The sequence below is a fragment of the uncultured Thiodictyon sp. genome (assembly GCA_903837595.1).
Taxonomy (GTDB): domain Bacteria; phylum Pseudomonadota; class Gammaproteobacteria; order Chromatiales; family Chromatiaceae; genus Thiodictyon.
Genome location: CAILVI010000099.1, coordinates 26072 through 52255, shown reverse-complemented (window position 1 = coordinate 52255; position 26184 = coordinate 26072). Strand labels below are relative to the sequence as shown.

The window sequence follows — 26184 nt, the reverse complement described above, 5'->3', positions numbered from 1 at the left end:
GACGGCAAAACAATCCTCCGCCGGCCCCGGCCGGGTCCGCGGACATCGCACAGCACAGGAGACTAGAGGTCATGGCGCGTCTGTTTCGCATCAGCGGTTTCCGGCCCTTTATCGGGATGATGTTTCTCAATGCGTTCGTTGACTTGGGCCATAAGATCGTCATCCAGAACACCGTCTTCAAGACGTACGACGGTGACGCCCAGATACTCTTTACCGCTATCGTCAACGCCCTGATTCTGCTGCCATTTGTATTACTGTTCTCACCCTCCGGCTTTCTCGCCGACCGCTTCCCCAAGCCGCAGGTGATGCGGGTCTCCGCCTGGGCCGCGGTGGCCATCACGCTGGGGATCACCGCCTGCTATTACCTCGGACTGTTCTGGCCGGCCTTTGCGATGACCTTCCTGCTGGCGCTCCAGGCGGCCATCTACTCCCCGGCCAAGTATGGCTATATCAAGGAGTTGGTTGGTAACGAGGCACTGGCGACGGCCAACGGCTGGGTCCAGGCAACCACCACGACCGCCATCCTGGCCGGGATCTTCTTCTTCTCAGTGCTGTTCGAGCGACACCTGAGCGGCATGCAATTCAGCACACCCGGCGAGGTCATGCACCTGATCGCACCCGTGGGTTGGGTCCTGGTGCTCGCCTCCCTGGTCGAGGTCGGCCTGTCCTATCGCCTGCCCCTGACCGAGCCGGGAGAGAAGATCGCCTTCGACTGGGCGCAGTACAGCAGCGGTCGCTACCTGCGGGTCAACCTTAAGGCCGCCCGGGACAATCAGGTGATCTGGCTCTCCATCATCGGGCTCGGGGTCTTTTGGTCCATCTCCCAGGTGCTCCTTGCGGTCTTTCCGGCCTACGCCAAGGAGACCCTGGGGGAGACCGACACGGTGGTGATCCAGGGCCTGCTGGCCTGCTCCGGGATCGGCATTATCCTGGGGTCCGTCATCGCCGGGCGGGTCTCGCGCGACCACATCGAGACCGCCCTGATCCCGGTGGGGGCCATCGGCATCGCCGCGGCCCTGTTTCTGCTCCCGGAGTTACACTCGACCTGGGCCCACGGTGTCAACTTCCTGCTGCTCGGCGTCCTGGCCGGTTTCTTCCTGGTGCCGCTCAATGCCCTGATCCAATTCAACGCGGGGGAGGCCGGCCTGGGGCGGGTCCTGGCCGCCAGCAACTTCATCCAGAACATCTGGATGCTGGCCTTCCTGGGGCTGACGGTGGCCGCCGCCTACGCGCAGGTGAGCGGCTTTGCACTCATGGTCGCGCTCGCAGTGATCGCCCTGGTCGGGGCGGCCTATACCATCTACCAATTGCCCCAGTCACTGGTGCGCTTCGTCGTCCTGCGCATCGTGGCGACCCGCTACCGGCTCAAGGTCATCGGGCTCGATCACCTGCCGGCCCAGGGCGGGGTGATGCTGCTCGGCAACCACATCAGCTGGTTGGACTGGGCCATGGTCCAGATGGCCTGCCCGCGCCCCGTGCGCTTCGTGATGGAGCGCGAGATCTACGAGCGTTGGTACCTGAAATGGTTCCTGGATTTCTTCGGGGTGGTGCCGATCTCGCGCGGCAGCAGCCGCCACGCCATCGCCATCGTCGCCCGACTGCTCGAACAGGGGGAGGTGGTGTGCATCTTCCCGGAGGGGACCATCAGCAAGAACGGTCAACTCTCCGAGTTCAAGCGTGGCTACGAACTCTCCGCGCGCCAGGTCGTGGTGGGGACCGGCGCCGTCCCCCATGTGACCATCGTCCCCTTCTACTTGCGTGGACTTTGGGGCAGCCGCTTCTCCTACGCCAGCACCAAGCTCAAGGAAACTCGCGGGGCAGGACAGGTGCAGGACGTGGTCGTCGCGTTCGGGGCGCCGTTGCCCCTGGAGTCGGACGCGGAGCGGGTGAAACAGGCGGTCTTCGAGTTGTCGGTGAGTTCCTGGGAGAACTATGTGTTGGGGCTACCGACCCTGCCGGTCGCCTGGCTGCGCACGGCCAAACGCACCCCAGCAGCGGTGTCGGTGATCGAGTCGGCCGGGACCACGCTCACCAACCGGCGGCTCATCACCGCGGTCCTGCTCTTCACCTCGCGCATCCGGCGCCTGGCCCCGGAACCCGCCCTGGGGATCCTGCTACCCGCAAGCGGTGCCTGTGCCATCGCCAACCTGGCCGGGCTGATGGCCGGCAAGCAGGTGGTGAACCTCAACTACACCGCCAACCCGCAGGCACTGCGCGCCGCCATCACTGCCGCGGGCATTCGTCATGTCATCACGGCGGACCGTTTCCTAAAGCGACTCACTGGGCGCGGTATTGATCTGAGCGCCGCCTTCGGCGAGGTCACCCTGCACCCCATGGAGGAACTGCGCGCCGGCATCGGCCGTGCGGAGTCGCTCGGGACGCTGGCGCTGGTCGCGGCGCTCCCGGCGCGCGCCCTGCTCGCCCTGTTCGCACAACACACCCGCCCCAGCGACACCGCCGCCATCCTCTTTTCCAGCGGCAGCGAGGGAACACCCAAGGGCGTGGAGCTGACCCATCGCAATATCATGGCCAACCTGCGGCAGATCTCAGACGTGCTCAATACGCAGGCCGACGACATCATCATGGCGAACCTGCCGCCCTTCCATGCCTTCGGGCTCACCGTGACGACCTTCCTGCCGCTGGTGGAGGGCATCCCCATCGTCTGCCACCCGGACCCCACGGATGCCTTCGGCACCGCCAAGGCCATCGCCCGGCACCGCGCCACCGTGCTCTGCAGTACGTCCACCTTCCTGCGGCTCTATACCAAGAACCGCAAGGTCCACCCGCTCATGCTGGACTCACTGCGGATCGTGGTGGCCGGGGCCGAGCGGCTGGCTCCGGACGTGCGCGAGGCCTTCGTGCTCAAATTCCAGCGGCCGATCTTCGAGGGCTATGGGGCCACCGAGACCACACCGGTGGCGAGCGTCAACGTGCCCGACACCCTGGATCTGGACAACTGGAAGATCCAGACCGGTTCACGCCCCGGCACCGTCGGCATGCCGCTGCCCGGGACCAGTTTCCGGGTGGTCGACCCGGTTTCGCTCACGACCCTGCCGGCCGGCACCGACGGGCTGATCCTGATCGGCGGGGTGCAGGTCATGAAGGGCTATCTCAAGGCCCCGGAGCAGACCGCCGCGGCCGTCACGCAACTGGACGGCCGGCGCTGGTACCGCACCGGGGACAAGGGCCATCTGGACCCGGACGGGTTCCTGACCATCGTCGACCGCTACTCGCGCTTTGCCAAGGTCGGCGGTGAGATGATCAGCCTGGGCGCGGTGGAGGAGCAAGTGCGCCGTGTACTGGCCCAGCCTGAACTGGAACTGGCCGCGGTCAGCCTGCCGGACGAGAAGAAGGGTGAGCGTATCCTGCTCCTGGTGGCCGCGGATCTGGACTGGGATGCCCTGCGCCGCGCCTTGCTCGCAGCCGGCGTAAACCCCTTGAGCATCCCAGCGGACGTGCGCCGCGTCGACGCTATCCCCAAGCTCGGCAGCGGCAAGACCGATTTTAGCGGGGTCCGGCGCCTAGCGCTGGCGGCCTAACAGACTGGAACTCTATCATCAGGATTGGCCATCAATGAACCGCATTGGACACAAAATAGACCGTGTTTTTTCCAGACTCAGCGGCAGACCGGCGGCATCACCCCGGCGGGCGGGCCGGATATGAGCCGATCAGTCAGCACCAAGACGCACGAGCGCGGCTTCGCGGGAGCGGAACCATCCAAGACGCATCCACTCGTGCGGGCACTCGGCCCCGTCGTTTTGGTCCTTGTGGGGTTCCTGACCCTGGTCGGGATAGCGCTCTATGTCGATGACTTGAGCGATCAATTCGACCAACCGATCGCGGACGGATGGATACGACTGCAGGGCGTAGAGCAGGTGGTCCAGGACCTGATCCGCATTGAGGCGTCCGTCTACCAGCTGGCTAGTACCCGTGGGGGGCTGGCCCAGGCCCGGCTTGGCCGGGCGCTGCGTACCCTCATTGAGAGCACCCAGGCGCGACTCACCGCGATGGCGGGGGCCCGCAATCGGCCGGATGTGCACTCGCCCCAGACCGGCGAGACGATCACGACGGCACTCAGCGACTACCCGCTGGAAGTTGGGGACCTGGTACCCACGCTGACGACGCTCAGCGATCAGGTGGCGCTCCTCACCCGGCTCTTGGGCGAGCGCGACGCCGCCCGGACCCGCCGGGACGACCAGGCAGAGACGCAAGCCAATGAGGCGTTACACTCATTTCTGAGCGACCTGCCGCCCACCTTCTTCCGCCTGAGCGAGCAGGCCACCCGGCTGCTCGACGACGGCCGGCAGCGCTTCGCCGACCTCAAACAACAAATCACCGCCCAGCGGCGCCAGCTGCGCGGGAGTGAGGCGCTGCTGGTGGCGGCAGTGGTGTTGCTGGTATTGGCCCTGACCTTCGGCTATGCCGCGCGCCTCGAGGGCGAAAACCGCCGCCGGCGCCTGGCCCAGGACGCCGTCGCCCGGGAGCGCGATGCCGCAGACGCCGCCAACCGCAGCAAGTCGGTCTTTCTGGCCAATATGAGCCACGAGATCCGTACGCCGATGAACGCCGTCATCGGCATGACCTCGCTCGTGCTCGACAGTGAGCTGGCACCCAAACAGCGTCATGATGTGAAGACCATCCTCAACTCAGCTAACGCCTTACTTGGGCTCTTGAACGACATCCTCGACTTCTCCCGGATCGAGGCCCAGCAGATCCAGTTGGAGCAGCGTTCATTCGATCTGGTGGAGGTCATTGAGGAGGTGGTCCGGACCTTCTCCGATACCAGCCGGCGCAGCGGCGTGGCACTGTATTACCGCATTGAGGCGAACTTCCCGCGCGCCGCGGTCGGCGACGCGCTACGCCTGCGCCAGATCCTGGTCAATCTGGTGGGCAACGCCTTTAAGTTCACCACCCAGGGCCATGTACGCATCGACGCCGGGCTCGCGGAGGAGCGCGCTGGCCTGGTCACGCTGCGCTTGCAGGTCTCCGACACCGGTGTGGGCATCCCCCGCAACCGCCAGGCCGGCATCTTCTCCCGCTTCACCCAGGCGGACGAGACCATCTATCGTAAGCACGGGGGGGCCGGACTCGGGCTCTCCATCTCCCAGAAACTCGCTGAACTGATGGACGGGCGCATGTGGGTGGAGAGTGAGCCGGGCGCGGGCAGCCGCTTCCATTTCACCGTGCGCCTGCCGCGGGCCGAGGGCAGAGCGCTGCCGAAATTGGGGACCGCGCGAATCCTGGTCGCCGGTACCGACGCCATCGCGATGGGGCTGGTGTGTGAGCGTCTGACCCAATTGGGCTGCCGCGCCGAGTGTGTCTTCGATGCCGCCGCTGCGGACGCCCGACTCAAGGCCGCGGCAGCCGCCCGTGACCCCTTCCGTGTCGTGGTGCTGGAGAAGTGTCTGTGCGATGCGACCACCACCGACATCCTCACCTTCCTGCGCGAGATCCCGGTGGCACCGGAGCTGGCATTGATCGCCCTGTCCGAGCCGGACAAGCAGGAGAGTGACCGGCTCGCCGACGGCAGTCATGTCTTGTGCATCACCGAGCCCCTGATCGTGGGCGAGCTCATCAATCATCTGCATGACTTCGCGCAGGCCCAGCGCCTGGCGGCCGTCGGCACCGCGGCTCCGACCAGCGCGCCACCGCGGGGGACCTATCGCGTCCTGTTGGTCGAGGACAATCACGTCAACAGCGTCATCGCCCGCCGCGTCCTGGAGAAGGACGGCCACCAGGTGACGGAGGCATTGGACGGCGCGGTCGCTCTGAACGCGCTCGCGGCCGAGGACTTCGAGGTCGTGTTGATGGATGTGCAGATGCCGACGATGGATGGACTGGAGGCCACCCGCATCATCCGCGCCTTGGAGGCCGGACAGTCGCCCGAACGACCGGCAGTGGTACCCGCTGGCCTCCCCGAGCGCCTGCGTGATCGCCACACCCCCGTGATCGCGATGACCGCCAACGCCATGGCCGGCGATCGGGAACTCTGCATCGCCACCGGCATGGACGACTACATCACTAAGCCCTTCAAGCGCGAGGAGATGCTGGAGACCGTACAACGGGTAATGAGAAACCGCCCGGCAGCGGCCGGGGCCACAGCGGACCCGCTGTCGACCTAAAGCGGAGAATCGTCAGTCATTTCTGCCGGGAAATGGCGTTTGAAATTTTTTGCGCTTTCTCAGTTGGTTGTGTCGTATGATTAGGCACTTAGACAGGTCCCTTCGTGCAGGCAGGAATCGACACCCATGGTTGATCACGACACCCTCGAAGAACGCGCACCGGACCCCGCGGCCGTCCGGTCTTGCATCCGCCCCCCGGGACGCCAAGGCGCCCCGGGGCGGCTGCCGGCCGCGCACCACGCCCGACCGGGGGAGGTCGCGGTATGACGCCCACCCCCTTCCTCGACTTGGCCAGAACCGCGGACGCGCGCCCCCTCCCCGACCCCGATTCACCCCAGTACCGGTGGCTGATCTGTCACCGGGACGGGTCGGTGGCATCGCACTCATTCAGTCCCCCCGCAAGCCGCACCGAAGTCCAGTCGTGGTATCCCGGCGCGACGCTCGAACCGGAGTTGGCGTAGCTGGCGTAAGCGGCGCGCGCGCCCATCCCCGAAAGAGGTGCGCTCAGCCGCAGTGCCGGTTGAGGACGTGCTTTCGCTGACCTCGATTCCGGCGAATGAGGATGGTGCTCATGCGCCCTCCCCGCTCGAGCGATAGCGCCCCGCCAGGCGGACGTAATTGGCCGCCGAATACTCCAGGTACTCCAACTCACGCTCGGTCAGTGCCCGCACCCGCCGCGCCGGGGCGCCGACCCACAGTGCACCGCCGGTGAGTACCTGGCCCGGGGTCACGAGTGAGCCGGCGCCGAGCAGGGTCCCGGGTTCGATGATCGCCCCATCCAGGACCCGGGCGCCGATGCCGATCAGGCACAGGTCGCCGATCTCGCAGCCATGCAGCACCACCTGGTGCCCGACCGTCACCCGCTCATGGATGATTAGGGGGGCGCCACCGGGTCTGAAGCGGCTGTCGTGGGAGACGTGCAGGATGCTGCCGTCCTGGATGTTGGTTCCCGCGCCGATCCTGATCCGGTGGATATCGCCGCGGATGACGGACAGGGGCCAGACCGAGGCGCCGGGTCCCAGGGTGACGTCGCCGATCACGACGGCGGTGGGGTCGACCCAGGCGCTGGGGTCGATGTCAGGGTATTGACCTTCAAAGGGTCTGATCGGGTCCATGGCGGCACCGCCGGATGTCATCGTGAGAGGAATGCCCAGTGTATCGCCAGGGCAGTCAGCCGGCGCATCCGACGATCCGCTAACGCAGATAGACCCGCACACGACTGGAACGCCCGCGCCCGTCGACCACCGAAATGGCCGCGTAGCCCGGCCCGGCCGGCTGCCACTCGATGGTGCGGGCGAAGGGTTCCTGGCCGATGGGCCGGCCGTCGGCGAACCAGGTGAAGGGGGGATGGCCGTTGCGGACCTTCAGCGCCAGGGTGGCGCCAGACCGATCGGCCTGATCAAAACCGACATCAAGCCTGGCGCCATCGGGCGGAAAGGCGATCTCGGGGCCGGCCGGGGCGGCGCCGACCCCGGCGTCGCGCACCCGGGCGTGTCGCAGCGTCGGTGGCAGGGCGTTGGTCGCCGCCATCAGTGCACCCGGCGGGGCGCTCGGCAAGGGACTGCGGGGACCCAGGCGGGTAAAGGCATCGAGCAGGATGGGGACGGCCATGTCGACCCCCTTGAGCCCGGGCACCGGGGCGCCGTCCGGCCGTCCCACCCAGACCCCGACCACGCGGCGCCCGTCGTAGCCGATGGCCCAGGCGTCGCGGTAACCATAAGATGTCCCCGTCTTGTAGCTGATCCCCTGAGGGGCGGCATCATTGGGGGCCGGGACCTCCGAGAGGATGGAGGTCAGGTACCAGGCGGCGCGCTCTTCCAGCACCCGGCGACCTGGACCGACCACCGCCGGGCCGTCCAGGGTCTCGTGCAGGTCCAGTGATTCACCGCCGCGGGCGATGGCGGCGTAGATTCGCACCAGGTCGAACAGACTCAGCCCCAGGCCGCCCAAGCCGATGGCCAACCCCGGCGGGGCGCCATCCGCCAGCACCGGGGCGGCCCCGGCGCGACGCATCCGGGCAAGCAGACGCGCCGGCCCCACCGCGTCCAGGAGTTGCACCGCCGGGACATTGAGCGACAGTGCGAGCGCCCGGCGCACCGTCACCGTGCCCTGGAAGGAGCGGTCGAAATTGCCCGGCACATAGCCGGCGAAGGCGGTCGGCCGGTCCTCGATCAGGCTCTCGGGGTGGGCGATGCCGGACTCGAATGCCAGGCCGTAGATCAGCGGCTTGAGCGTCGACCCGGGGGAGCGCAGCGCCCGGGTCATATCCACATGGCCCTGGCGGTCGCCGTCGAAGAGCCCGGCCGAGCCCACGGTTGCGAGCACCTCGCCGTTGCCGTGATCGGCCACCAGCACGGCGACCGAGACCCGTGGGTCGATGGCGGATGCCCGATCCGCCGCCAGGGTCTCCAGACGGCCCTGCACACCGGTATCCAGGGTGGTGCGGTGGACGGAGCGTCCGGGGAAGGCCAGGGCGAGGCGCGTCCCCAGGTGGGGGGCCAGCATGGGAAAGGGCCGCCGGGCGGTCGGGACCGGCTCGCGGCGCGCCGCGGTGGCGGCCTGCGCGTCGATCAGCCCCAGTGCCAGGGCGCGCCCCAGCACGCGGTCGCGCGCCCGCCGTGCGGCGGCCGGATCGCGATCGGGCCGCCGTGCCTCCGGGGCCTGCGGCAGCGCAACCAGAAAGGCCGCCTCCGCGGTGGTGAGGTGCTTGGGCTCCTTGCCGAACCAGGCGAGCGAGCCGGCGCGCAGCCCCTCCAGGTTACCGCCATAGGGGGCGACGGTGAGATACGCGGCGAGGATCTGCGCCTTGTCCGCGTTGCGCTCCAGGGCCAGCGCGCCCAGCGCCTGCCGGACCTTGCCGGCCGCCGAGCGGGTCCCGCCGCCGTCCAGCAGCCGGGCGAGCTGCATGGTCAGGGTGGAGCCGCCGGAGACGATGAGCCCGCGCGTTGCCAGTTGAGTCGCCGCGCGCACCAGGGCCAGCGGGTCTACGCCGTGATGGCTATAGAAGCGCCGGTCCTCCACCGCCAGCAACAGCTTGATAAAGCGCGGGTCCACGGCGGCGAGGTCCAGCGGCAGGCGCCAACGCCCGCGGTCCACCGTGAAGGGGCGCAGGAGGCGGCCGTCCCGATCCAGGACCAGGGTGGAGGTCGGGACCTGAAGGTTCGGCACTGCGGTGTGGTCCACCAGGGCGGTCAGACCCAGCCAGGCAGCCAGGCCGAGCACGGCCAGGCCACAGAGCGCAAGCGGCAGCCAGCGGGCCAAGCGATGGCGGGCAGACTTTGGGGCGAGTCCGCGAACACACGCAAATAAATGCAAATTCATTAGCCGACCCTGTCAAAGCTACACGGGCTCAGATTAATCAGCGCTTGCTCCAACCGTGGAACCAATGGCAGAAGATGCGAAAGTTCGTTTGACCGGGCGTCGAGCACCACCACCGAGAGCGGCAGTGTTGCCGGGTTCTGCTGATACCGAAGGTTCTTGTCAGCGGTCAGAAAGCAATCGAACTGCCCGGCCGCCAGCGCCAACAATTGGCCATATCTTGATGCCGCCCCAGCCCATCTCAAGCACCGTCTTGACCGAATGGTTTGGCAGGTAACCCCGCAAGCGCCGGGGCAGCGACTCGTCAAGCAGCAGCCGCATTGACGAACAGCCGTGCCCGGGCGTCCTCCAACACCGCGATCGCCGTCTGCCGACTAACGGAGCGAAAATCCACAAGAAACTCATCAAGCGAGGAGGTGCCTTCGAGGTCGTCAAAGAGATTTTGCACGGGAACGCGCGTCCCCGCGAAGCACAGGGCTCCGCTCATGACATCAGGATCACGGGTGATCAGGGTGTTTTCCATCGGCACCTCCAATTGACGCAAGACAGTCGGATACGGTGAGGTAGATGTTGGCAGGGCGCCGACCAGGCAGCGCCCGCCTGGACAGGCTAACCCGACAGTCGCCGCGTCGCAACCTTTGATCAGCCGTAGGGACGGGGGGAATGTCCCGCCTCGCTGGTAAGATGTTCCTAGACCATTCCTGCGGAACCGATGGGTCAGTATGAGGTACAATACTGATGTCTATCCTATGGTTTGCCCATGTCCACCATCGCGGCGCCAACCGAATCCACCCGCATCAACCTGCGCACCAGCCCGGAGGCCAAGGCCCTCATCGAGCGTGCCGCGACGCCGATGGGAACCACCGTCTCAGGCTTGATGCCGAAAACGCCTATGAGGCCACCCGACGCATTGTCGCCCACAATGACAATCTGGTGCTGTCCCAGGCCGCCTTTGAAGCCTTCCTCACGACCTGCGAGAACCCATCAGAACCCAACGAGGCGCTCCGCGCCTTGATGGCACGGCACTGAATGGAAAACTTGGGCACCGGACGAATGCCCCGTCCCGCCCGGGGCACCGCGCCAACCAACCTACCCCCCTCTCGTGAAACCGCTCCAGCGGTGTCACGCAGGTGTTGGGCGCTCTGCGCCCCGAGGCCCGCGAAGCCGACACATGGGCATCTTCAGGATGCGAGTGATCAGGGCAGCGCTAAGTCATTGACGTCGACCTTGAGTTCAGGTCTGACGCGCTGTAAAGCTTCAAGCTGTCCGTCAGCAAGCTTCGTGCTAGTGAGGCCCAAATAATCGAGATGCTCACACCGATACAAGGGCGTCAGATCATCGATATCGAGAGGGTTAATAGAAAGAAAACGCAGTTTCTTGATGTCGGCGAGCAGTGACAGGTCCAGCTTCAGTCCGCCGCTATTAAAACCGAATAGAACAAGGTGTTCTAAACTCGAGTTGGTTCCCAACTGCGTGGCTACGCGCCGGCCGGAATGACGGGGTGTTTGCCATCTCCCCGTTTCGGCGACAAGGGCTTGCTGCGTAGGCAATTCAGGGCGCCAACCGCTCCACCCTCCACTCCCCCAACGCGGAGCGCCGATAGCGAAAGCGGTCGTGCAGACGGCTGTCGCGGCCCTGCCAGAACTCGATCTCGGTCGGCTCCACCCGATAGCCGCCCCAGAAGTCCGGGAGCGGGATGGCGCCGTCGGCGAAGTGCCGCTGCATCTCCTGTACCTTTTGCTCCAGGAGCGAGCGCGAGGTAATCACCTGACTCTGGGGCGAGGCCCAGGCGCCGATCTGGCTGCCGCGCGGGCGGGTGACGAAATACCCCAAAGACTCGGCAGTGGAAATGCGCCGCGCGGTCCCGACGATCTGGACCTGACGGGCCAGGCCAACCCATGGAAACAGCAAGGCAACGCGCGGATTGGTCCCGATCTGCGCCGACTTGCGGCTCTCGTAGTTGGTGAAGAAGACGAACCCCTGGCGGTCGTAGAGCTTGAGCAGCACCGTGCGCAGATAGGGTTGACCGTCGGGGTCGACCGTCGCCAGGCTCATGGAGTTGGGCTCGGGCAGGTCTTGGGCGATGGCGTCCTCGTACCAGGACTGGAACTGGCGGACGGGGTCCGGGTTCAGTTCCTCCTCGCTCAGGCCGTGGGCCATGGCGGCGGTGCGGAAGGCTTCCGGGTTCACATTCATCTGGAGGGTCCTGTGTCTGGTGTGCGGGGAGTATGCCGCGTGCGGGGGCGGTGCGCGACCGGCCCGCCACGATACTTGCGCTGGGCAGCAGGCGGCACCAGGCCTCGCTGAAAGACCAATGAAAGACATTAGTATAATTGCTTCGTCAAATCGTTCACGGCCCGGTAGTTTGATTCGGTTAAGACCGAGACTTTTTGTCGGTCAATAATCATAAGGGCTCGCGCTGATCTCCAGCCGGGACCCTCCCAGGGCGGGGCGGGGGGAGACAGCTGAAAATTTTCAACCACTTGAGGGGATTCACCACATGACCCGCGAAGAACAGATCAAGGCCCTGCAAACCGACTGGGCAGAAAACCCCCGCTGGACCGACGTTAAGCGCGGCTACTCGGCCGCCGACGTGGTACGTCTGCGCGGCAGCGTGCAGCCCGAGTACACCCTGGCCCAGCGCGGTGCGCAGCGCCTGTGGGAGCTGGTGCGCGGCGGCTCCAAGAAGGGCTATGTCAACTGCATGGGCGCCATCACCGCCGGTCAGGCGATGCAGCAGGCCAAGGCCGGGATCGAGGCCATCTATCTGTCCGGCTGGCAGGTGGCCGCCGACGGCAACACCTCCGAGACCATGTACCCGGACCAGTCGCTGTACGCCTATGACTCGGTGCCCACCATGGTCCGGCGCATCAACAACACCTTCAAGCGCGCCGACGAGATCCAGTGGTCGCGCGGCATGGGCCCCGGTGACAAGGACTACATCGACTATTTCCTGCCCATCGTGGCGGACGCCGAGGCCGGCTTCGGCGGCGTGCTCAACGCCTTCGAGCTGATGAAGAACATGATCGTCGCCGGTGCCGCCGGGGTCCACTTCGAGGACCAGCTCGCCGCCGTGAAGAAGTGCGGCCACATGGGCGGCAAGGTCCTGGTGCCCACCCGTGAGGCGATCGAGAAGCTCAAGGCCGCCCGCCTGGCCTCCGACGTCATGGGTGTCCCCACCCTGATCCTGGCCCGTACCGACGCCAAGGCGGCCAACCTGCTGACCAACGATGTCGACCCCAACGACAAGCCCTTCCTCACCGGCGAGCGCTCCGACGAGGGCTTCTATAAGGTGCGCAACGGCGGCGAGCAGGCGATCAGCCGCGGTCTGGCCTACGCCCCCTATGCCGACCTGGTGTGGTGCGAGACGGAAACGCCGGACCTGGGCTTCGCCAAGGAGTTCGCCGATGAGCTGCTCAAGGCCAACCCCAATAAGCTGCTGGCCTACAACTGCTCGCCCTCCTTCAACTGGAAGAAGAACCTGGACGACAAGGCCATCGCCAGCTTCCAGGACGGCCTGGCCGATCTGGGCTACAAGTACCAGTTCATCACCCTGGCCGGCATCCACAACATGTGGTACAACATGTTCGACCTGGCCTACGACTATGCCCGCGGCCAGGGCATGAAGCACTATGTGGAAAAAGTCCAGGAGCGCGAGTTCGTTGCCCGCGAGCGCGGCTACACCTTCGTCTCCCACCAGCAGGAAGTCGGTGTCGGCTACTTCGACGACGTAACCACCGTCATCCAGGGCGGCCACTCCTCCGTCACCGCCCTGACCGGGTCGACCGAAGAAGAGCAGTTCCACTGATCGCTGACGGCTGATCGTAAACGGCCAGGGATGGCCGTATCCGCACCACTCTCCCCCGCTCCCCGCACTCCCGCTCCCCGCACTCCCGACGGCGGTTGATCTTGGCAGCAGTTTAGCCCGACGATCTCACGCCAAGGCGCCAAGGCGCCAAGCGCGCCAAGTAATACAGTAAGATAGCGACCGCAGTCTTATCCCAACACGATATCGAGTCGATTGACTCCACCCTCGCGCCGGTAGGCCAGGGACCCGGCCATGGTCTTCACCATGTGCAGGCCCAGGCCCCCAATGGCACGGGCTTCGGTCACGGCCTCCAGATCGGGCGTCGGTGCGTCCAGCAGCGGGTTGAACGCCTGCCCATCGTCCTCGATCGTCATGGTGGCGGGCGGTCCGACCCGCAAGACCACGCGGATGCAATGCACGCCTGCGTCGGGATAGCCGTACTTGATGATGTTGGTGACCAGTTCTTCGAGCACCAGTCGGGCGACATAGGGCAGTGTTGGCGCCGCCTCGACGCTCGCGAGGAATCCGTCCAGCCGCTCGAGCGCGCTCGCCAATCCCTCCAGATGATTGGGAATCTCCAGCCGCAAACAGGCATCCTCATCCCAGGAGGCGTGCTCGGCCCTGATCGCCAGGCGCCTGAACATGAGCATGGTGATGTCGTCGGACTGCTGCGCCCCGGCGGCATGGGCAAGGAGATCCCCAGCCAGGGCGTTGAGACACTCCCGGCAGGTCAAGTCGCTGGACCGAAGCATCAGCGCTGCCAGCCGTTCTTCACCGTACAGCCGGTGCTCGCCGTCCATGGCCTCCGTCACACCGTCCGTATACAGCAGCAGGGTGTCGCCCGCGGCCAAGGTCAACCGGCCGCTTTCATACCGGGCGCCGGGCACAATGGCCGCGGCCGTCCCATGAGGGGTCGCGATCCATTCCGTCCGCCCGTGCGCACGCACCAGCAGCGGGGCGTTATGCCCCGCATTGGCGAAGTCGACGCGCCCCCCGGCGAGGTGGATCACCGCGCAGAACAGGGTCACGAACATGCAGGACTCGTTCCCCTCCGACAGGTCATCGCTCACCCGCGCCAAGGCCCGCCCGGGATCGGCGTCGGCCTTGAATGCCGAGCGGAAGAATGAGCGCGTGACGGCCATAAAGAGTGCGGCCGGCATCCCCTTACCGGAGACGTCCGCAATCGCCACCACCAGCCGGTCGTGATCCAGGAAGAAGAAATCATAGAAATCCCCACCCACCTCGCGGGCCGGCTCCATGAGCGCGAAGAGATCCATGTCCGATCGTGCGGGAATGACAGGGAAGGTCTTGGGCACCAAGTCCATCTGGATCTCGTGGGCGATCCGCAGCTCGGCTCCGATGCGCTCACGGGCGGCGGTGGTCTCCGCCAGATCGGCCATGTAACGGTTCAGGCTGTCGCGCATGGCCCCGAAGGCCGCAGTGAGTTGCGCAATCTCATCCCGGCCCCGCGGCGCCGGCAACGCGGCGTTGAGGTCGCCCGCCGCCAGGGTGGCCGCCGCCACGCTCAATGCGCCCACCGGGCGCGTGATCGAGCGGGCAACGAGCCAGACCGCGAGCACCAGCAGGACCAGCCCGGCCGCGCCGACCAGCGCCTCGTTGCGACTGAGCCGCAGGATCTCGGCGCGCAGTTGCGCCTGGAAGATCACGGTCCCCATCGTCCAGTCGGCCGTCTTGAGCGGCTGCCAGGCGAGCCAGGCCGGCTCGCCATTGGCCCAACTCACCCAGTCAATGAGCCCTGGACGACCGGACACCATGCGCTGACCGGTCTGGCGCAACGACGCGCTGCCGCGCGCCTCAGCGATGCTGAACACGCTTTCGGTGAGCACGATCTCCTTCACCGGGTGGGCAATGTAGGTGCCGTTGTGGGTCATCAGTAGCCCATACCCGAGCTCACCCAGTCGCAGGTCCGCCAGCATGCGGTCCAGCCACTCAAGGTCGATATCGCAGGTGACGACGCCCGCGAACAGTGCTCCGGTCGACGCCTGGACACGGATCGGCACCGAGTACGTCACCATCTTGACGCCGGTTGACCAGCGATAGGGCTCGCTCCACACCCCCCGATCCAGACCTTTGGCAAGGGCAAACCAATCCTCACCGAGATAGCTGCGGTTGCCTTCATCAAGGTTCTGGTAGCCGAGCGCATCCTGGTCGCGATAGGCATAGGGGGCGGCATCCGGCCAGGCGGCGGGCTTCAGCGCAGGCAGCAAGGCCACGGCCGTCCCATAAATCTCCGGATAGTCGCGCAACGCGGCGTCCTGCAACGCCCGCACCTGCGCGAACGGCAGCGCAAGCGCCTGCGCCTGCAGCGTGAGCGCCATCCCGTGAACCAATCCCTGCAAAGGCCCCAGCCGGGCATCGATCTTGGCGGCCGATGCCTCCGCCAGGAAGGCCGCACGCTCGCGCGCCTGTGCTTGCAGTTGGTCACGGGTCGTCAGGTAATTCCAGGTGACGACCGCGATCAGGATGAGCCCAGTCACACCGATCGTCCACAGGAGCAAGCGCGTCCGGATGCTGTGCCCGAAGAGCCAGGGTGCGCCCTGCCGCGGTGGCTGCTTCACGGCGCCTCCCCCTCAAATGGGGCAAAGTCCGCGAACTCGGGCGCCTGGTCAAGCAACCCGGCCGAACGCAGCGCCAGCACGGCGCTCGCGAATGTGTTCCGGTCGAGGCGGCCCATCGCCGTGGGCGCCGTCCCGGGGACAAAGATGGAATCGAGGATATGGCTGAGCATCCAACGCTCGTGGGGTCGATTGGCGGCCAGTCCGGCCCGGCGGGCCTCGGCCAGGACCGCGTCGAGCGCCTCCTCCGGATGGGCGCGGGCATAGTCCCAGCCGGCCAGGGTGGCAGCGCGCACGGCGCGCACCCCTTCCGGGTTGCGACTGGCCCAGGCCAGCGTCGTATAGAGCCCGTCCTCCGGAAAGCCAAGCCCGTAGTCGCGCATGCGGAAGACGGTGATGCGCTCACTGTCAATTCCGGCCTGCCAGATCCGGTGGTACTCGTTGTATTCCATGGCCGCGCAAGCGGCCACGCCATGGTTCAGGAAGAGATTGACCGAGGCGTACTGGGGGACGGGCTCGGGCCTGACGGCGTTGGCGGCAAAGAATGCCTGGAATGCCGAGGAGAAGCCCCCCTGCCAATAGCTGACCCGCTTGCCGTCAAGGTCAGCGGCCTGACTAACGCCCGTCTCCTTCCAGCCCAGAAGCATAAGGTTGGAGCGCTGAACCAGTTGCATCACCTGAACGATTTCGGACCGCCCTGCCCCGTCCGCCGGTGGCCGCGCCGCAATGATCGCGTCGGTCAGAAAGAGCGTGGCGAGGTCTGCCGAGCCCGTGCGCAGCAAGTCAAGCGACGACTGCGCGACGCTCGCATGGAGCAACCGCAGGTCCAGTCCAGCCGCCCGATACAGCCCCTTATCGCGCGCCAGGTAAAAGCCGGCGAATTGACTCTGCGGCTGCCACTGCAAGGCCAGGCGGACGACGGCTGCCGGGGCGCCGGATGCCGGCAGGGCCGGCGGGGACGCGGCCGGTGCGAAGGCTTGCGCAATTGCCGAGCGCACGGCAACCAGGAGCACAACGGCAAGGATAGCGCTGAGTGACACTCGGTGCCGCCAAGCAGCGGCCAGCGGAACACCACCCCTCTCAAACATCATAGGCCAGGTTGGCGGGTTTCTTGCTTGTCTTGCTCATCGTGTCTGCTCAATGCCGCGAAACCCGGGCCCGCTCTGCCTGCCGGCCTGATTGTATTCGACGAACGAGGTGGGCTACAAGACGACTGACCCTGATCGTCCTTTCGGGAGGATGCCTTGTGCGCTAGAATCTTGGCGTCCGCGTCTACCGGGCCGGTCTCGCGGGCGTGGGGTGCCACGTCCAGTCCGGCGCCCGCGCCGCGCCCGGACTGTCGCGGGTGATCTGGGGAGGCATCATCCGCCACCACAGAGCGCGATGAACGAGCAGGCCAAACCCTATCAGCAGCTCACGGACGGCGGTTGAACTGCGCGGGAGGCAAGCGGCCTATTATCACGAAGTATTGGAAGCAGCGCCTGACCGGTCAGCATCATTGATCCATTCACTTTCAACAGAGATGAAACAATGACGACGCGCAACCCCACCCTGACATCCACTTCACCGGCCGCCCAGATCATAACCGCTGAAGACATGCCAACCGAGTCCGGCCATTACTGCCTGGAGTTTAATGGCATAGACGACGGCGTGAAGCTGTTCGATCCCGGATGGCAGGGCCGAGACTTCACTATCGAGTTCTGGGCCAAGCGCGCCGAACCCAACCGGAAAGACCGGATTCTCACCGCGCTCCAAGAGGGAGACGGCGGAGTATCTGAATCAGTGCAGTGGCTATTCCAAGCCGGGTTCAACGAGGAAAACGGCTTCTTCGTCACGTTCGGCCGCGAGCGCTTATTAGGGTGCCGGACACCGCATGATCGTGACTGGCACTACTGGGCCATCACCTGTCAAAAACGAGACATTCCCGTCAAATTAGTAGAATTCTACCGGGACGGGGTCCCTCAGGGCGGCGGCCATATGCCGCTTATAGATTTCGGCGCACCCAGCATCGGCAACACCTTGGCTGCCGGCTCAACGATATATACCACCGGGTTCCAGCCATTTAAAGGGATGATCAGCGAGCTGCGCATCTGGGACGGCGTGCGCACGCGCGGGCAGATCCTCGACTACATGTACTGCGAAATACCCAACCCGGAGTCCCAGCCGCTGCTGCTTTACTGCAAGCTCAATGAGGGCAAGGGCGCCATCACCAACTGCTTGAAACCGCAGAGGGCGTGCGAACTGCGCCACGGCGACCAATTAGGACAAGGCCCCCAGTGGCGTACTCAGAGGCCTTTCGGATTCTACCACCCGCCGACGCCCAAGGGCTGCGTCCAGGCCACCATACTCCCGAAGGAGGCCGCCGCGGCCGGCGCCAAATGGAGCCTGGACGGCATGGCGTGGAAGAGTTCCGAAGAAAGCTGGAATGATGTCTCCGACGGGTCTTACACCATCCAAGTCCAATGCCCGCGCGGCTGGCGCCCCTCCTGGCCGCCAATGACCGTCGCTGTCATCGGCGCGCAGACGGTGACACCCGCGCTGCGCCTGCTCGAAGACGCCACCGTGTGGATCGGGGCAATACCGCCGCAGTCATACCGCCCCGGAGGCGCAATCGTCGAGTTCATCGTCCACTCCGCCACGTTCGATACCGGCGCCGTCTTCACGGTCACACCCGACAGGCCCATCCAAGGCAGTCTTGGCATCACCGACAGCCTTTTCCGCTATACGCCGTCCCCCCTGGACAAGACCCTGTTCAACCTCACGATCACGGCGTCCCGGGGCGACGCATCCGACAGCCAGACGCTATGCTTCACGCCGCTGCTCGCACCCACCCCAGAGGCCGCGTTCTTTACCTATGAGAGGCCGTTGCCCGACCCGGCATCGACCGACTATGTCTCAGTCGTCCGCACCGAGGACCTTCAGGAGGAGGCGCAAAATTACGCTGTCGCCACACGGGTCAAGGTCGATATCTCGGGCAAGACAGTGGTCATCGCCAAAGACCACCCCAACGGCATTTACAACGCCTATAACAGCGACGGCGTGGCGACGAACCTCAACATCCGCGAAATGAACATCATGGCCGATGTCGTCATTGTCCGCAACGCATTGCGCTTGCCGCAGACCAACCTCAACATCTGGACGCGCGAGCTACGCTTCGAGGACTGCGGTTCGGAGCAAGCCAGGTTTGATCTCACGCCCAAAGCGCTGAGCATCAGGGCCGCGCCGGCCCAACTGACGATCGCGCAGGACGCCGTCACCGGAAAAAACAATGAGAAGCCCACACCCGCCACGCCCGGGAAAGACGGTCTCAGGGGCGGGGACATTACCCTTCGCGTTCAGGCGGTCCTTTCGACCGCGACCGGAGTTGCCCGCTTCGTCACAGACGGCGGCGCCGGGCAACCCGGCGGATTGGGGGCCAATGGCCCGGATGGACTTTGCATTACGCCGGTCAAAGAGCGCGCCAATTGGAAAGAGTGTGAAAAGAACGTTGGGCCGATCATAAAGAAATATATGAGGACCGAAGAAGACCTGGAGCATTGGACATTAGTCGCCTTTTACGATTGGGTACCCCCCTTTGATTTCGGATGGTTTGTGTGCGGGGAACCAAGACCCGAACGCCAAGACGTTTCCTGGGACAAACGCAACGGGTGGAAGCCCACAGATGGTGTGAATGCCGTCGCTCAAGGCAAGTCCGGCGACGGTGGCCGCGTTTCCAGCTCCGTGGATATCTGCGCGCTCATCAGGGCCGGGCGGGGCGTCCATGGCACCGATGCGCCACCATGTGTCGGCGGAAAGGCCGGGACACCAAACCCCGCAATACGCCTGGTCGCCTCAGGATGGCAGCCCGAGATCTGTGATGCGACGCAGAGACGAAAGACGGCACCGACGCCGCAGCGCCACGGTCCCACAGCGGCATCCCCGGCACCTACCAGGCCTTGGACGAAAGCCCCTTTTCCTGGGTACATCCGGCTGCCGTGATGCAGGCCGCCGCCTTCTTCAAGGATGCCTCGCTGGCCGGACATGGGCTCGACGTCTACGCCGAGATGTCCTACTGGCTTGAAGTCCTTTCGGCCTACTCCGACACGCCCACCTTTGCCGCGCTTTCCAATGAGGCGCGCATCGACATCGGGGCCGCCCGCGCGGCGATCCGCCTCATGGTCAACCGCGCCCTCGCCGGCAACGACTACTTCGGCAACAGTCCCGGTTGGACACCCCTGCTCTCCTTCGAAGTCGCCTACGCCGCCTTTGAGCAGGAGATCGAGTTTGCCATCAATACCCTCTACCTCAACGACTGGATGGGCAATTCGGCCAGGGATATCGTGCGCCGCCGCGAGGCCATGACCCTCGCGCGCAAGAATGCGGCGGCGTTGGTCGTCGAGCTGATAGGGCGCTACACGAAGGCCGATGCTGATTTTCAAGCCCAGCAGCCGCTCGCGGCCGATAACGCCAAGAACATCATGACGCAGCAGGAGAAGCTCAGGGAGCTCGATGAGAAGCTCCTCAGACAGGCAGACGAGGCCGTCAATCCTCTTTGGAAAAAGATTACCTCCTGCACACTCAAGAGCCTCGGCACCATCGCCTGCGTCATCCCCTATTGCGGGCCCATCGGCGGTGCGCTCAAAGCGACCGGAAGAATGATCGATACCATCAAGGGGGGCAGTGCACCCCAGGACTGGAACAAGATCATCGGCATGGGATTGGACGCCTCAAGCGATGCCTTCGAGAAGTTGGCCGACATAGCCAAGGACGAGAGCTCACAGGCCAAGCACAAGAGCTCGAAAGCAAAAATGGAACGGAAGATGCGCGAGTGGGGAAAGAAGTTCAAGAAACGTTATGAGAAGCACGAAAAAGACTCCGAGGGGTTCGAAAAACTCGAAGATGTTAGTGAATTTATCTCCGGCGGTCTCAAGGGCGTCAGTGAGATCATGACCGAGATTCACGACACCTTCAGCGCGAATACCGCCTCCATGCCGGAGGTCCAACAGGAGCTCGACAGACTCCACGTTGACAACGAAGAGTTCAAAAACATCAAGGCAGAGGTTGAGAAACTCATCACGGCCCGCGGCGACATCGCCACCAAGCTTCTCAATGCCTTAAGCGACATCGAGACAATACCCAGCGACATCGCCGCCACGATCGCCGCCATTACCGATATGGATCGGGCGCTCTCCGTTAAGCCATTGGTGATCGACCTCAGGACCCTTGCTTATCTGAGGGAGATGGACAACCGCGCCAGAGAACGCCTCCTGCTGTACCACTATTACCTGAGCAAGGCCTACGAATATCGCCTCCTTCAGCAATATCCCGGGCAACTCGACCTCACCAAGCTCTTTGACCAGTTCAGAGAGATTGCTGACGCCGCCAAACCTTCGACCTCCCTTGCGCTTTCCCCCGCCCAGTTCAACGCCCTCAAGCTCGTCTACCAGGAGCAGCTCTCCACGGTCGCCCAAAGCATCCTCATCGAACGCCAGAAGAACGCCCCGAAATTCGACACCAGCGTCGGCTTTGAATTCTCCCAGTCGCTGCTCGACGCCATCAACACCTTGGCGCCCGGAGAGTCCATCCCCATCAATTTCGCCAAGGTGGGACTCTTCCCCAACGACAAGGAGAATCTCCGCTTCAAGTTCGTGACGGGCGGCGCCGCCGGCATCACCGTCGATGCCATGCTGTTTTCCGTGCTCGACTCCGCGGGAAACGCGGTCGATCCGCAAGGGCTTGCCGTTTGTAACACGGAATTCGAATTCATCCACTCGGGCGAGTCGAGACTCCAACTCAAGGGCAAGCCCTTCGCGTTCGTACACTACCAGGATTCCACCGCGACTCCGCTCAAATGGGTACTCAAATGCGACGCCAAGCTGCAGACCCCTAACCCCATTACGGGGCCCGCGTCCTCCCAAGCCTCACTGCTTGGAGCGCTCATCAGTAAGAGCGGCGATTTGGACCTCTACTGCTACCCCGCCGCCGATGCTGTCATCAACATCAAGAAAGGCAGCATGAACGCCGGCGGCAGGGACGCCCATATCCTCCTGAGGAAACTGATCGTTAAGTTGGACTACGAGTACAACCCGGTCCCGTCCGGGCTCAAGATCCTCGATGTCTCCACCGCCGGAGACCTCACGCCGGACTACCTCCTCAGCGTGGCCGACACGTTTGAACGCCGGGACGGTCAGGGCGCCTTCCGCCGCGTTTTCGAAGGCGGCGCCGTCACAGTGACGGCGCCGGTGTCCTACACAGGCGCCCCCTTTGCCGGATGGACCAGCCCAGAGGGGAACCTCCTCTGCGACAAGCCGGCCATCACCCTGAACGCGTCCACTTTCCCCAACGGCTACAAGGCGATCCAGGCAAACTACGCGGCCTATGGCGCGGTCGGCGCCATTGCCTTCGACGCCTCCGGCAAGGCCAGCCAGCCTTGCGTGTCCGTCGCGTTGTCCGGCGCCGCGTCCTTGTCCACACGGTCGCTGAGTGACGGCACATTCGCCTTCGCCAATCTCAAGCCCGGCGTCTATACCGCCACACCGTCCATGGCGGGGGTCACCTTTGTACCCGGCAGTCGCCGTTTCGAGCTTCTGAGGGGGCAATTGCCGATGACGACCACGATCCCTGACTTCCGGGCGATCGACACCCCATGCTCCATCGCGGGCACCGTTTCAGGCGTTACCGGTGCAACGGTCTCTCTTTCCCGGGACGGCGCCGGAGAAGCCCTTTCCGCCGCGGTGGGAACGGAGGGCAAGTATTGTTTCGACCTCTTGGCTCCAGGCGCTTACACCATCGTGCCAACCAAGGTTGGCTTTGGGTTCTCGCCGGCGTCCAGGAACCTAGTGGTCACGACGCAGGCGCAAGCCGCCTCGGGGATTGATTTCACCGGCTCGCCTCTAGCCACCTTCGCTGTCCGGGGAGTCATCACGGGCAACGGCGCCGAGGGCGTGGTCGTCACGCTACGCGACGGCAGCGGCCTCAGTGCGGGGGAGGCCGCGTGCGGGGCCGACGGTAGCTTCCATATCCCAGCCGTCTTGCCTGGTTTATACGGCCTCACCCCGGAAAAGCCGGGCTTTTCGTTCAGCCCCGCGGACCTCCCTGTGCAGGTCGTCGCCTCCGACGTCGGCGATCTCTGCTTCTCCAGCGACTATGGCGTCTACGGCATCCGCGGCCGCGTGCGCGTGGACGACGGAACCCCGCTGAAAGGCGTTGCGATCAACGCCAATCTCAAGGGAGCGGTCGTCGGATCATCCACAACGGACGATACGGGTGCACACTCCATATCGGGTCTCAAGCCCGGACTCTACACCGTCCGACCGGCCAAGGCCGCCACGTCCTTCGCTCCCCCGTCCAAAGCTGTCTCCGTCTCCGCCGCTGATATCCCCGGCGTGGACTTTACCGTCTCCGCCAAAGTGGCGGGAAGACTGTTTTCCCGTGCCGAGTGATATTTCGTCGCCAATCAGGGGCAGTGATGCGACCGGCCGCCATCCCACCCACGACCGAGTAACCAACCAGTGACCATTGACGAAACCATCAGTGACGACCGCACCATCGTTGCACTCAGCGGTCGCTTGGAGGCGACGACCGCCCCGCAGGCCGAGCAGCGGCTGTTGGCCCTGGCCACAGCGCCCGCGGGGAACCTGATCCTCGACCTGTCCGGACTGGACTACATCTCCAGTGCCGGACTGCGGGTCATCCTGATGGTGGCCAAGCGGGCCAAGGCCGCCCAGGGGCAGTTCGTCCTGTGCGGTATGAACGAACAGATCCGGACGATTTTCGAGGTCAGCGGTTTTCTGACGATTCTGCGGGTCGTCGAGGATTGCACAGACGCACTGCCGGCCGCCGGCGCGGCCTGATCACGGCCGGCACCAGATGATCATCGCGACCACCCATAGCAATACGGACTTCGACGCCCTGGCATCGATGATCGCGGCAACGCTCCTGTATCCCGGCGCGATACCAGTCCTGCCGAACCAGGTCAAGCCGGACGTGCGCGAATTCCTGGCCGTGCATTGGGACCTATTCCGACTGCGTGCCAGAAAGGGGATGGATCTCAGCACGGTGCAACACCTCATCGTGACCGATACCTCCAGTTGGGGGCGTCTGGACGGGATGGATGAACTGGCGACACGCGAGGGGCTGGTCGCCACCGTCTGGGACCACCACTTGTTGCCGGGCACCATTGCCGCCACCGAACTGCACCGCGAGGAAGTCGGCGCGACCGTGACCCTGCTGCTGGAGGAAATACAGGCCCGCGACCTGGCCCTGTCGCCCATCCATGCGACACTCTTCCTGCTGGGTATCTATGACGACACCGGTTCGCTCGGCTTTTCCTGCACCACCGCGCGGGACGCGCATATGGTCGGTTTCCTGCTGGAGAATGGCGCCGACCTGAACGTCGTGTCCTCCTACCTCGACAGCGCGCTGGATGCGCGGCACCTGGACCTGTTCAGCCGGATGCTGGAGCTCGCGCAAACGCGCCAGCTGGGCAGTCTGCAGCTGGGTGTCTGTGTGATCGAGGACACGGAGAAGGGGTTGAACCTGCTGCCCACCGTGGTGCGGCGATTCATGGAGATCAAGGGACTGGACGCGGCCTTCGGGGTCTTTCCCATGGGCCCCGAGCGCACCGCGGTGATCGGGCGGGCCAGCGCGCGTGAATTCGATGTCGGGGCGGTGCTGCGCCAGCTCGGTGGCGGCGGGCATCCAGGCGCCGGTTCGGCGATGGTTCAGGCCCCGGTGGCGCAGGCGCACCGCCGGCTCGAGAACCTCATTGACCAGACTGAAGTCACCGAGGTGCGGGTGCGCACCCTGATGGCACCGGTGGCGGACGTACTGTCACCCCGCGACCGTCTGAGCGACGCGGACGCCATGCTGCGGCGCACCGGGCGCCAGGCGCTCCTGGTGGTCGATGAGGACGGTCAGGTGCTGGGCACCTTCGCGGCCGGCCAATTGGCCAAGGTCCAGCAGGAGCGGGAGTGGGACCAGCCCGTGACCGCAAAGATGCGGCGCGGCCTCGCCGCGACCCATCCAGATCGGTCGCTGCGCGAATCGCTGCAGCTCATGTCCAGCTCGGATCTGGGTTTCTTACCGGTACTTGAAGACGGCGTACTGGTTGGCGAAATCACCCGCGGGGCCATTATCCTCAGCATCTACGATTTCTGATCGGCCTGCCAGAGTCGGCGCAGTTCGAGCAGACGTTCACCGGCGGCATTGAGGGTGGCGTCCTGTTTGGCGAAGTGAAAACGGATGTAATGGTGGACCGGCTCACGGAAGAAACTTGAGCCGGGCACGGCGGCCACGCCCACGCGGCGCGCGAGCCAGTCACAGAAGGCGTGGTCGTCGATGCCGCTCTCGCCCACCACCGGCGCGATGTCCACCAGGACGTAATAGGCGCCCTGCGGCGGGAAATAGGTGAGACCGGCACGCTCCAGCCAGCGCAGGAAGAGCGCACGCTTATGGGTATAGCCCTGCGCCAGCTCGGTGTAATACCCATCCGGGAGTGCCAGCCCCGCCAGGGCCGCGGCCTGCAAGGGGGCGGCGGCACCGACGGTGAGAAAGTCATGGACCTTCTTGATCCCATCGATGACCGCCGGCGCCGCGATGGCGTAGCCCAGTCGCCAGCCGGTGATCGAATAGGTCTTGGAGAGCGACGAGCAGGAGATGGTACGTTCGAACATCCCGGGAAGCGCGGCAAGATAGCAATGCCGGTGCGGGGCGTAGACGATGTGCTCATAGACCTCGTCGGTGATGACAAAGGTGTCGTGCGCCTGCGCCAGCCTGGCGATCGTCAGCAGTTCCGTCTCGCTGAAGACCTTGCCGCACGGATTGGATGGGTTGCACAGGATGATCGCCTTCGGGCCTTGGGCGAAGGCCGCCTCTAACTCGGTGAGGTCGAACTCAAAGTGCGGCGGCCGCAGGGGGACGAAGATGGGCTCGGCCCCGCTCAGGATGGCGTCGGCGCCGTAATTCTCGTAGAACGGTGAGAACACGACCACCTTCTCGCCGGGATTGCAGACCGTCAACATGGCCGCGATCATGGCCTCGGTGCTGCCGCAGGTCACCACCAGGTGGCGCTCGGGGTCCAGGTCCAGCCCCATGAAGCGGCTTTGTTTCCTGGCCAGTGCCTGGCGAAAATCGGGCGCCCCCCAGGTGACGGCGTACTGATGCGGCCCGTTTTGCATGGCGGCCACGCCGGCGGCGATGAGTTGCGGCGGCGGGTCATAATCCGGAAAGCCCTGGGACAGATTGATCGCCCCGTACTCGTTGGCGATACGGGTCATGCGGCGAATCACCGATTCGCCAAACCCAAGGATGCGATCACTGGTTGCTGGCATGTCTTTCCGGTCACTCCAAAGCGGATAGGAAACCGCAGAGTGCCCGATGT

Annotated in this window: 16 protein-coding genes and 2 pseudogenes; 9 read left to right on the top strand and 9 right to left on the bottom strand. The window is 64.9% G+C overall.

All coding sequences use genetic code 11. From position 1 onward, the window contains the following. Nucleotides 1-71 precede the first annotated feature (71 nt). On the top strand, nt 72-3539 hold the full coding sequence (locus QZY44_RS05625) for an acyl-[ACP]--phospholipid O-acyltransferase (RefSeq protein ID WP_295443430.1): 3468 nt from the start codon (nt 72-74) through the stop codon (nt 3537-3539). A gap of 120 nt (nt 3540-3659) precedes the next feature. Further along, nucleotides 3660-6122, top strand: a complete 2463-nt coding sequence (locus QZY44_RS05620) for an ATP-binding protein (RefSeq protein ID WP_295443427.1) — start codon at nt 3660-3662, stop codon at nt 6120-6122. A 569-nt stretch (nt 6123-6691) separates the two neighbouring features. On the opposite strand, the gene QZY44_RS05615 is transcribed toward QZY44_RS05620, so the two are convergent. The 4 genes from QZY44_RS05615 to QZY44_RS05600 all read right to left on the bottom strand — a co-directional run bounded on the left by QZY44_RS05615 (nt 6692) and on the right by QZY44_RS05600 (nt 9963). Then, nucleotides 6692-7237, bottom strand: coding sequence for a gamma carbonic anhydrase family protein (locus QZY44_RS05615; RefSeq protein ID WP_295443424.1), 546 nt, complete (start codon nt 7235-7237; stop codon nt 6692-6694). 79 nt (nt 7238-7316) lie between these two features. Then, nucleotides 7317-9443, bottom strand: coding sequence for a penicillin-binding protein 1C (pbpC, locus tag QZY44_RS05610; protein WP_295443421.1), 2127 nt, complete (start codon nt 9441-9443; stop codon nt 7317-7319). Beyond that, nucleotides 9443-9649, bottom strand: a complete 207-nt coding sequence (locus QZY44_RS05605) for a hypothetical protein (RefSeq protein WP_295443418.1) — start codon at nt 9647-9649, stop codon at nt 9443-9445. Before QZY44_RS05605 ends, pbpC begins: the two co-directional genes overlap by 1 nt. A 95-nt stretch (nt 9650-9744) precedes the next feature. After that, nucleotides 9745-9963, bottom strand: coding sequence for a DUF433 domain-containing protein (locus tag QZY44_RS05600; protein ID WP_295443415.1), 219 nt, complete (start codon nt 9961-9963; stop codon nt 9745-9747). A 237-nt stretch (nt 9964-10200) separates the two neighbouring features. On the opposite strand from QZY44_RS05600, the pseudogene QZY44_RS35635 reads away from it, so the two are divergent. Beyond that, nucleotides 10201-10278 (top strand): annotated as a pseudogene (locus tag QZY44_RS35635) (hypothetical protein); the annotation flags it as partial. A 56-nt stretch (nt 10279-10334) separates the two neighbouring features. Continuing rightward, nucleotides 10335-10469: pseudogene (locus QZY44_RS35630) on the top strand (DUF1778 domain-containing protein); the annotation flags it as partial. A gap of 167 nt (nt 10470-10636) precedes the next feature. Here the strand turns inward: QZY44_RS35630 and QZY44_RS05590 are convergent. Together QZY44_RS05590 and pdxH are read right to left on the bottom strand one after the other, a co-directional pair. Then, entirely contained in the window at nt 10637-10990 is a 354-nt protein-coding gene (locus QZY44_RS05590; protein ID WP_295443410.1) for a hypothetical protein, read from the bottom strand. 1 nt (nt 10991) lies between these two features. After that, a complete protein-coding gene (gene pdxH, locus QZY44_RS05585; RefSeq protein ID WP_295443407.1) occupies nt 10992-11636 on the bottom strand; it encodes a pyridoxamine 5'-phosphate oxidase in 645 nt (214 codons plus the stop codon). 304 nt (nt 11637-11940) lie between these two features. Here pdxH and aceA point away from each other — a divergent pair, with 304 nt between their 5' ends. Further along, entirely contained in the window at nt 11941-13248 is a 1308-nt protein-coding gene (gene aceA / locus QZY44_RS05580; RefSeq protein ID WP_295443404.1) for an isocitrate lyase, read from the top strand. Nucleotides 13249-13436: 188 nt separating this feature from the next. Here the strand turns inward: aceA and QZY44_RS05575 are convergent, their stop codons facing one another. Both QZY44_RS05575 and QZY44_RS05570 read right to left on the bottom strand, forming a co-directional pair. Next, entirely contained in the window at nt 13437-15827 is a 2391-nt protein-coding gene (locus tag QZY44_RS05575; protein ID WP_295443402.1) for a SpoIIE family protein phosphatase, read from the bottom strand. Then, on the bottom strand, nt 15824-16864 hold the full coding sequence (locus tag QZY44_RS05570) for an ABC transporter substrate-binding protein (protein ID WP_295443399.1): 1041 nt from the start codon (nt 16862-16864) through the stop codon (nt 15824-15826). Before QZY44_RS05570 ends, QZY44_RS05575 begins: the two co-directional genes overlap by 4 nt. Before the next feature lie 490 nt (nt 16865-17354). Between QZY44_RS05570 and QZY44_RS05565 the strand changes: the two genes are divergently transcribed. The 4 genes from QZY44_RS05565 (at nt 17355) to QZY44_RS05550 (ending at nt 24962) form a co-directional block, all read left to right on the top strand. Continuing rightward, the gene (locus QZY44_RS05565) at nt 17355-19802 is read left to right on the top strand and encodes a LamG domain-containing protein (RefSeq protein ID WP_295443394.1); all 2448 of its coding nucleotides are present in this window, start codon (nt 17355-17357) and stop codon (nt 19800-19802) included. After that, on the top strand, nt 19760-23245 hold the full coding sequence (locus QZY44_RS05560; protein ID WP_295443391.1) for a carboxypeptidase-like regulatory domain-containing protein: 3486 nt from the start codon (nt 19760-19762) through the stop codon (nt 23243-23245). The genes QZY44_RS05565 and QZY44_RS05560 overlap by 43 nt, the downstream gene beginning before the upstream one ends. A 69-nt stretch (nt 23246-23314) precedes the next feature. Continuing rightward, nucleotides 23315-23656 (top strand): STAS domain-containing protein, encoded by a 342-nt coding sequence (locus tag QZY44_RS05555; protein ID WP_295443389.1) that lies wholly within the window; start codon nt 23315-23317, stop codon nt 23654-23656. Nucleotides 23657-23672: 16 nt separating this feature from the next. Next, a complete protein-coding gene (locus tag QZY44_RS05550) occupies nt 23673-24962 on the top strand; it encodes a CBS domain-containing protein (protein ID WP_295443386.1) in 1290 nt (429 codons plus the stop codon). On the opposite strand, the gene QZY44_RS05545 is transcribed toward QZY44_RS05550, so the two are convergent. Beyond that, nucleotides 24950-26134 carry an aminotransferase class I/II-fold pyridoxal phosphate-dependent enzyme gene (locus QZY44_RS05545; RefSeq protein ID WP_295443383.1) on the bottom strand — a complete coding sequence of 395 codons (1185 nt, stop codon included), beginning with the start codon at nt 26132-26134 and terminating at the stop codon, nt 24950-24952. The two genes, QZY44_RS05550 and QZY44_RS05545, sit on opposite strands and share 13 nt — an antisense overlap. Between the last annotated feature and the right edge of the window lie 50 nt (nt 26135-26184).